8 protein-coding genes are annotated in these 7,264 nt (G+C 72.6%); all 8 read right to left on the minus strand.

From position 1 onward, the window contains the following. Positions 1-108: 108 nt before the first annotated feature. Positions 109-858 carry a signal peptidase I gene (gene lepB / locus VIM26_RS07640; protein ID WP_331949796.1) on the minus strand — a complete coding sequence of 250 codons (750 nt, stop codon included), beginning with the start codon at positions 856-858 and terminating at the stop codon, positions 109-111. A 154-nt stretch (positions 859-1,012) separates the two neighbouring features. Next, positions 1,013-1,378 carry a 50S ribosomal protein L19 gene (gene rplS / locus VIM26_RS07645; RefSeq protein WP_331949808.1) on the minus strand — a complete coding sequence of 122 codons (366 nt, stop codon included), beginning with the start codon at positions 1,376-1,378 and terminating at the stop codon, positions 1,013-1,015. 148 nt (positions 1,379-1,526) lie between these two features. Beyond that, positions 1,527-2,306 carry a tRNA (guanosine(37)-N1)-methyltransferase TrmD gene (trmD, locus tag VIM26_RS07650; protein WP_331949798.1) on the minus strand — a complete coding sequence of 260 codons (780 nt, stop codon included), beginning with the start codon at positions 2,304-2,306 and terminating at the stop codon, positions 1,527-1,529. Position 2,307: 1 nt separating this feature from the next. Next, positions 2,308-2,871, minus strand: coding sequence for a ribosome maturation factor RimM (gene rimM, locus VIM26_RS07655; RefSeq protein WP_331949800.1), 564 nt, complete (start codon positions 2,869-2,871; stop codon positions 2,308-2,310). Between the two features lie 163 nt (positions 2,872-3,034). After that, positions 3,035-3,274 (minus strand): RNA-binding protein, encoded by a 240-nt coding sequence (locus VIM26_RS07660; RefSeq protein WP_331949810.1) that lies wholly within the window; start codon positions 3,272-3,274, stop codon positions 3,035-3,037. 2 nt (positions 3,275-3,276) lie between these two features. Then, on the minus strand, positions 3,277-3,708 hold the full coding sequence (gene rpsP, locus VIM26_RS07665; RefSeq protein WP_331949802.1) for a 30S ribosomal protein S16: 432 nt from the start codon (positions 3,706-3,708) through the stop codon (positions 3,277-3,279). Between the two features lie 208 nt (positions 3,709-3,916). Then, a complete protein-coding gene (gene ffh, locus VIM26_RS07670; RefSeq protein WP_331949804.1) occupies positions 3,917-5,515 on the minus strand; it encodes a signal recognition particle protein in 1,599 nt (532 codons plus the stop codon). Positions 5,516-5,525: 10 nt separating this feature from the next. After that, a partial coding sequence (locus VIM26_RS07675) for a [protein-PII] uridylyltransferase (RefSeq protein ID WP_331949806.1) occupies positions 5,526-7,264 on the minus strand: 1,739 nt, incomplete at its 5' end.

Consider the following 7,264-nt stretch of genomic DNA (forward strand, 5'->3'; position numbering starts at 1 on the left):
GGGTACGGGAGCGGCCGGTCGCCGGGCGGGCGGCCCTCGGGCGAGCCGCTGCCCGGCGCGTCACGGGCGCCGCCGGCAGCATGGGCACACCCATGAGGTCGGGCGCGCTCATGGCGATGGGGCCGCCGGCACGCCCGCGAAGTTGGCGGACGGGTTGCGCAGCAGGGCCATCCGGTCCACCGGCCACACGCGCGCGAACGCGACCCCGACGACGTTCGCCTCCGGGATGGCGCCGCCGCCCGGATCGCCCAGGTGCCCGCGCGAGTCGCGCGAGTTCTGCCGGTTGTCCCCCATGACCCACAGGCTATGCGCGGGAACCGTGATGCTGAACGGCACCTCGCTGGGCACGGAGCCCGGCTTGAGCTGCGGCTCGTGCAGACCGACGCCGTTCACCGTCACCCGGCCCGCGTCGTCGCAGCACGCGACCTTGTCACCGGGCAGCCCGATCACGCGCTTGATCAGGTGCTCCCCGGAATCGGGCGGCAGCAGTCCGACGAAGGTCATGGCGTCGTCGATCACCGTGCGGACCTTGCTCTTCTGGGCCGCGGCGACGGGGGGCAGCCAGCCGCCGGGGTCCTTGAACACCACGACGTCGCCGCGCTTGAGCTCGAACGGGCCGGGGTCGAGCTTGCTCACGAGCACCCGGTCGCCGATCTCGAGGGTGTTCTCCATGGACGCGCTGGGGATGAAGAACGCCTGCACCAGGAAGGTCTTGATGATCAGCGACAGCAGCAGCGCGCCGATCAGGATGATCACCGTCTCCCGGAGCCAGGAACCGCCGCGGGACGCCGGCGCCTGCCGCGCGGGGTGCGCCTCGGAGCGATGCTGCGGGGACGCTGACTCGGGATGGTCGATCACGCGAACACTGTGCCACTGCGTGTGCGGCTCGTCCTAACGTGTCGGCCCCGGCGCGCCCACCAATGCGGGATTCGGCCCAGATTTCCCCCAGATGCACCGCAGGAGCGGCCACCGGATCGGTGGCTGCCCCTGGGCGAGAGCTGTCGAGAGTCCCTCAGGCCTGCTTGGCCTTGGGGGTCTCGCGCTTCTCCTTGATCTTCGCCTTCTTGCCGCGCAGTGCGCGCAGGTAGTACAGCTTCGCGCGGCGGACATCACCGCGGACGAGGACCTCGACCGAGTCCAGAGCCGGGGAGTGCACCGGGAAGGTGCGCTCGACTCCGCAGCCGAAGCTGATCTTGCGGACGGTGAAGGTCTCCCGCACGCCGCCACCGGCGCGCGAGATGACGATGCCCTGGAAGACCTGGACGCGCGAGCGCGTGCCTTCGACGACCTTGACGTTGACCTTGAGGGTGTCCCCGGCACGGAATGCCGGGATGTCGGTGCGCAGCGATGGCGCATCGACGGCGTCGAGAGTATGCATGTTCATTCGCTTCCTCGCGCTGCCACAGGTCAGACGCGTTGTCGGGGACCCCCCTGGGGGAGGTCCCGTTGGCGTTGGTTCCGCGGGTGCGCCCAAGATCGTGGTCGTCTCCCCTGTGGCAGAGACGCGACCGGCGCACACCGACCGGTCATTCTGCCACAGGCCGCAGCGCGCCGCCGACGACGACCCAGCCGAGCTCCGAAAGCTGCGCGAGGTCCCGCTTGTCGAGCGCGGCGACGTCGAGCGCCGCCAGCAGGTCCGGGCGCCTGGCCGCGGTGCGGGTCAGCGCCTGGTCGCGGCGCCAGCGCTCGATCTTGCGGTGGTGCCCCGAGGTGAGGACCTCGGGCACGTCGAGCCCGGACCAGGCCGGGGGCTTGGTGTACACGGGGTACTCGAGCAGGCCCGCCACCCCGTGCGACTCCTCCACGAGCGAGTGCGGGTTGCCTACGACGCCAGGCAGCAGCCGGGTGACCGCCTCGACGACGACGAGCGCGGCGGCCTCGCCGCCACCGAGCACGTAGTCACCGATCGAGATCTCGCTCACGCGCGTCCCGCTGGCGCGGTAGTGCTCGGCGACCCGCGCGTCGATGCCCTCGTACCGCCCGCAGGCCAGGACCAGGTGCTGCTCGGTCGCGAGGGTCTCGGCGGTGCGCTGCGTGAAGGTCGTGCCCGACGGCGTGGGGATCAGCAGGTGCGCGTCCGGCGTCAGCACGTCGTCGAGCGCCGCGCCCCACACGTCGGGGCGCATGACCATCCCGGCGCCGCCGCCCGCCGGGGTGTCGTCCACGGTGTGGTGCCGGTCGGTGGCCCAGGACCGCAGGTCGTGCACCTGCACGTCCAGGATCCCCGCCGTGCGCGCCTTGCCCACGAGGGACAGGCTCAGCGGCGCGAGGTAGTCGGGGAAGATCGAGACGACGTCGATGCGCACGTCAGGCCTCGCCCGAACCCGCCGGCGAACCGGTCTCCTCGGAGATCACCAGGTTCGCGACGTCGCAGGCGAGCAGGCCGCCGGGCGGGTCGAGCACGACGCGCCCGCCGGCGACGTCGACCACCGGCACGATGGCGCGCACGAACGGGACGAGCGTGCGGGCGCCGGACTCCTCGACCAGCACGAGCACGTCCTGCGCGGGCAGGTGCTCCAGGCCGGCGATGGTGCCCAGCAGGCGACCGTCGACGTGCTCGGCACGCAGGCCGGCGAGCTCGTGCGGGTACCAGGAGTCCTCGTCGTCCTCATCCGCGGTGGGCTCGGCGAGCAGCTCCACGCCGCGCAGGCGCTCCGCGGCGGTGCGGTCGGTCGCCTCGGTGAAGGTGAGGAACCACTTGTCGTGCAGCTGGCGGACGCCGGCGATGGTGAGCGGGCCGACGTCGGCGGGCTCGGTCGCGAGCACCGCCCCGACCGTCAGCCGCTGCTCGGGCGCATCGGTGCGCAGGTCGAGAGCGACCTCGCCGCGCAGCCCGTGGGCGCGACCGATCCGGGCGACCGTGAGCTGCATGGGAAATCCTCCGCGGGACGTGATGGTCGTGGGACGTGCGTCGTTCGTAAGACGTGCGTGTTCGTGGCTGCGACGGGCGCCGAACGGACGACGAAGCCCGGTCCCCAGCGAGGGGACCGGGCTTCGTTTCGTTCGGTGCTGCGTGGTGCAGTGCTGCGACTTCTCAGCGGCGGTCGACGTCCACGACGTCGATGCGGACCGGTCCGTCAATGGCGAGCGCGCCGACCACGGTGCGAAGCGCGCGCGCTGTGCGCCCGCCCCGACCGATCACGCGCCCGAGGTCCTCGGGGTGAACCCGGACCTCGAGCAGCTCGCCCCGGCGCAGCGGCTTCGCGGCGACCTGGACGTCGTCCGGGTGGTCCACGATGCCGCGCACCAGGTGCTCGAGCGCATCCGCCAGCATCATCAGGCCTGCTTGTCCGCAGCGGCCTCGGCGGCCTTGCTCGCGGCAGCGGCCGCACTGGCCCGCTTCTCCGACGCCTTCGCCTTGGACTTCTCCGCGGCGACGCTGACGGCCTCGATGAGGTCCTTCGGGTCGGCCTTGGGTGCCTTGACCTTCAGGGTGCCCTCGGCACCCGGCAGGCCCTTGAACTTCTGCCAGTCACCCGTGATCTTCAGCAGCACGGCGACCTGCTCGGTCGGCTGTGCGCCGACCCCGAGCCAGTACTGCGCGCGCTCGCCGTCGATCTCGATGAGCGAAGGCTCCTCGGTGGGGTGGTACTTGCCGATCTCCTCGATCACGCGACCATCACGCTTCTTGCGCGAGTCCGCGACGACGATGCGGTAGTACGGCTGACGGATCTTGCCAAAACGCTTCAGACGAATCTTCGTGGCCACGGTGGTGGTCTCTCCTGGTTTCTGCTGGGGTGGCCGGACGTCCCGTCCCGTGGGGGCACAGAGTTGGGCCGTCAAGCCTAAGGACACATCACGCCGGCTAGAGGGTCCGACGCAACGGGTACAGCGGGTCATTGTGCCAGACCCCAGCCCCCGCCCCAACCCGAACCGCCCCCGACAGCCCTCCCAGTCCCCCGGAGGGGTGCGAGGGTCAGCGGCCGAGGAACTTCTCCAGGCCGGCGGGCAGCTCGAGCGATGCCGGGTCGGCGTCGGCCGGCGCCTGCTTCGGGGCACCCAGCCCGAAGGACGAGCCCTTCGGCGCGGCCGGCGCGATCCCCGCACCGCGGTCGATCGCCAGGCGCTCCTGCTCGGCGCGCTTGGCCGGGTTCCCCGACTTGCCCTTCTTGCCGCGCACCGGCGGAGCAGTGCGGCCCTTGCCCTTCTTGCCGCTGCCCATGCCGGGCATGCCCGGCATCCCGCCGCCGCGGCTCATCTGCGCCATCATCTTGCGCGCGCCGTCGAACCGCTCGAGGAGCTGGTTCACGTCGGTCGGCGTGGTGCCCGAACCGCGCGCGATCCGCGCGCGGCGCGAGCCGTTGATGATCTTGGGGGTGCGCCGCTCGCCGGGGGTCATCGAGCGGACGATGGCCTCGACGCGGTCGACCTCGCGCTCGTCGAAGTTGTCGATCGCCTCGCGCATCTGGCCCATGCCGGGGAGCATCCCCAGCATCTTCTTCATCGAGCCCATCGTCTTGAGCTGCTGCATCTGGGTGAGGAAGTCCTCGAGGGTGAAGCCGTCGCCCGAGGCGATCTTGGCGGCCATCTCCTCGGCCTGGTCGGCGTCGAACGCCTTCTCGGCGTGCTCGATCAGGGTGAGGACGTCACCCATGTCGAGGATGCGCGAGGCCATCCGGTCCGGGTGGAACACCTCGAACTCGGTGAGCTTCTCACCGGTCGACGCGAACAGGATCGGGACCCCGGTCACCGAGGCCACCGAGAGCGCCGCGCCACCGCGCGCGTCGCCGTCGAGCTTGGTCAGCACGACGCCGGTGAACCCGACGCCCTCCTGGAAGGCCTGGGCGGTGGCGACCGCGTCCTGGCCGATCATCGCGTCGATCACGAACAGGATCTCGTCGGGGTCCAGCGCGTCCCGGATCGCGGCGGCCTGCGCCATCAGCTCGGCGTCGACCCCGAGCCGGCCCGCGGTGTCCACGATGACGACGTCGTGCTGGCGGGTGTGCGCGGTGGCGAGGCCCTCGCGCGCGACGGCGACCGGGTCACCCGTGGCGAGGGCGACGGCGTCGGCGTGGCCCTGGGTCCCGGGGTGCGGAGCGAACACGGGGACCCCGGCCCGCTCCCCCACGATCTGCAGCTGGGTGACGGCGTTCGGGCGCTGGAGGTCCGCCGCGACGAGCAGCGGGGTGTGGCCCTGGCTCTTCAGGTGCAGCGCGAGCTTGCCGGCGAGCGTCGTCTTGCCGGCGCCCTGCAGGCCTGCGAGCAGGATCACGGTCGGCGGCGTCTTCGCGAAGACCAGCGGACGGTTCGCGCCGCCGAGGATCGCGACGAGCTCGTCGTTGACGATCTTCACGACCTGCTGCGCCGGGTTGAGGGCGCCGGAGACCTCGGCGGACAGGGCGCGCTCGCGCACCTTGCCGGTGAAGGAGCGCACGACGGTCACGGCGACGTCGGCGTCGAGCAGGGCTCGACGGATCTCGCGCACGGTCGCGTCGATGTCGGCCTCGGAGAGCCGGCCCTTGGTGCGCAGGTTCTTGAAGGTCGAGGTCAGTCGGTCGGACAGGCTGGCGAACACCGGGAGATCCTCACCGTTCATTCGTGGGTCTAGGACGGTCCAGCGTACCCGCCAGGGCCGCCGCACCCTGGCGGGTCAGGTCGTCGATGAGCCGCGCCCGCCACGCAGTCCAGGCGCTCGGGCCGGCCGCCGAGGCGTCCGCCTCGGTCAGCGTGCGCAGCATCTCGAGCATCTCGGAGCGGTGGTCGACGGCGTCCAGGAGCGTCGCGAGGGTCGCCGGGTCGTCCGGGTCACGGGTCGTCGCGAGGTCGGCGAGCGTGAGGTGGTGCCGCACCAGCCGGGTGACATCGGCGACGTCCGCCGCGGGGAACCCCATGCGGTCGAGCATGGGAGTGATCAGCAGGGCGCCCTCGGCCGAGTGGTCGCGCGTGCCCGGTCGCTTGCCGATGTCGTGGAACAGTGCGGCCAGCAGGAGCACCGAGGAGCGCTCGGTGGTCCGCTGCGCGCGCGCGGCCCGCGCGACCGTCTCGATCATGTGCCGGTCGACGGTGTGCCGGTGGATCGCCGAACGCTGGGGCCGGTTCCGCACGGCCGCCCACTCGGGAATCCAGGTGGTCACGACGCCGGCGAGGTCGAGGGCCTCCCACACCGGGACCTGCGCCTGCCCGGTCGCGAGCAGCGTGAGCAGCGACTCGCGGGCCGCCTTCGGCCACGGGACGGGCAGGTCGGGGGTCTGCGTCAGGCTCGCGACCGTGACCGGGGAGAGGTTCAGCCCGGTGCGCGCGGCGGTCGCGGCCGCGCGCAGCGAGAGCAGCGGGTCGCTCTTCGGGCGCGCGTCGGTGCCGAGCACGAGCTCGCCGTCGTGCTCGACCAGCCCCTCCCCCACGGACCGCAGGCTGGGGGCGTGGCGCCGGCCCCGGATGAGCACGGGCCGGCGCGTGATGACGGGCCGCTGCAGCGCCTGGCGGGCGTGCCGCACCGTCGTGTCCAGCGCGTAGGACACGATCCGGCCGGCCTCGGCGAGGCTCGCCAGCAGGTCGTCCGAGTCGTCGAACGAGCACATCGCCGCGACCTCCTCCTGGTCGGCGAGCAGCAGGCGGTTCGTGCGCCGTCGGGTGACGACCTGGACGGCGTCGCGCACGTCGAGCAGGTGCGCGTGCGCCTGGTCGACGGCGCCGTGCGGGCGGTCGGTGAGCCAGGTCGCGGCCAGCGCCGAGAGCACGATGGCGTCCCGGATCCCGCCGCGGGCCTCTTTCAGGTCGGGCTCGATCAGGTACGCGAGCTCGCCGTTGCGCTCGGCGCGCGTCCGGGTGGACGCGAGCAGCTCGGGCAGTCGACGCCGGGCGGCCGAGCGCCAGTCGGTCAGCAGGGCCGACTTGGCCCGGTGCACGACGACGGCGTCCCCGGCCACCGGGCGCAGGTCGAGCAGGCCCACGGCCGCGGGCAGGTCCTTGGAGGCGACCTGGCGGCACTGCGCGAGCGAGCGCACGGAGTGGTCCAGGTCCAGGCCGGCATCCCAGATCGGGTACCAGAGCCGCTCGGCGAGGGCCGAGAGCTGCGCGGCGGAGTGCCCGCGCCCGTCGTGCACGAGCACCAGGTCGAGGTCGCTCGCCGGGCTCGGGTCGCCGCGCCCGACGCTGCCGACCGCCGCGAGGGCGATGCCGGTGACCCCGCCGCCCTCGTCGGTCTCCGCGTCGCCGAGACCCTCGACGGCGGAGCTCCACAGCTCCTCCAGCCGCGTGACGACCAGGTCGGCGACCGCTGAGCGGCGGGCGACCCCGTCGGTTCCGGGGCCGCTCAGTGCCGTGG

The sequence above is a fragment of the Pengzhenrongella sp. genome, from assembly GCF_036565025.1.
GTDB lineage: Bacteria > Actinomycetota > Actinomycetes > Actinomycetales > Cellulomonadaceae > Pengzhenrongella.

Coding starts and splice junctions, on each gene's coding strand:
- VIM26_RS07660 (WP_331949810.1), bottom strand. CDS start 3,274: ATGCTGGCGGATGCGCTCGAGCACCTGGTGCGCGGCATCGTGGACCAC.
- rimM (WP_331949800.1), bottom strand. CDS start 2,871: ATGCAGCTCACGGTCGCCCGGATCGGTCGCGCCCACGGGCTGCGCGGC.
- rplS (WP_331949808.1), bottom strand. CDS start 1,378: ATGCATACTCTCGACGCCGTCGATGCGCCATCGCTGCGCACCGACATC.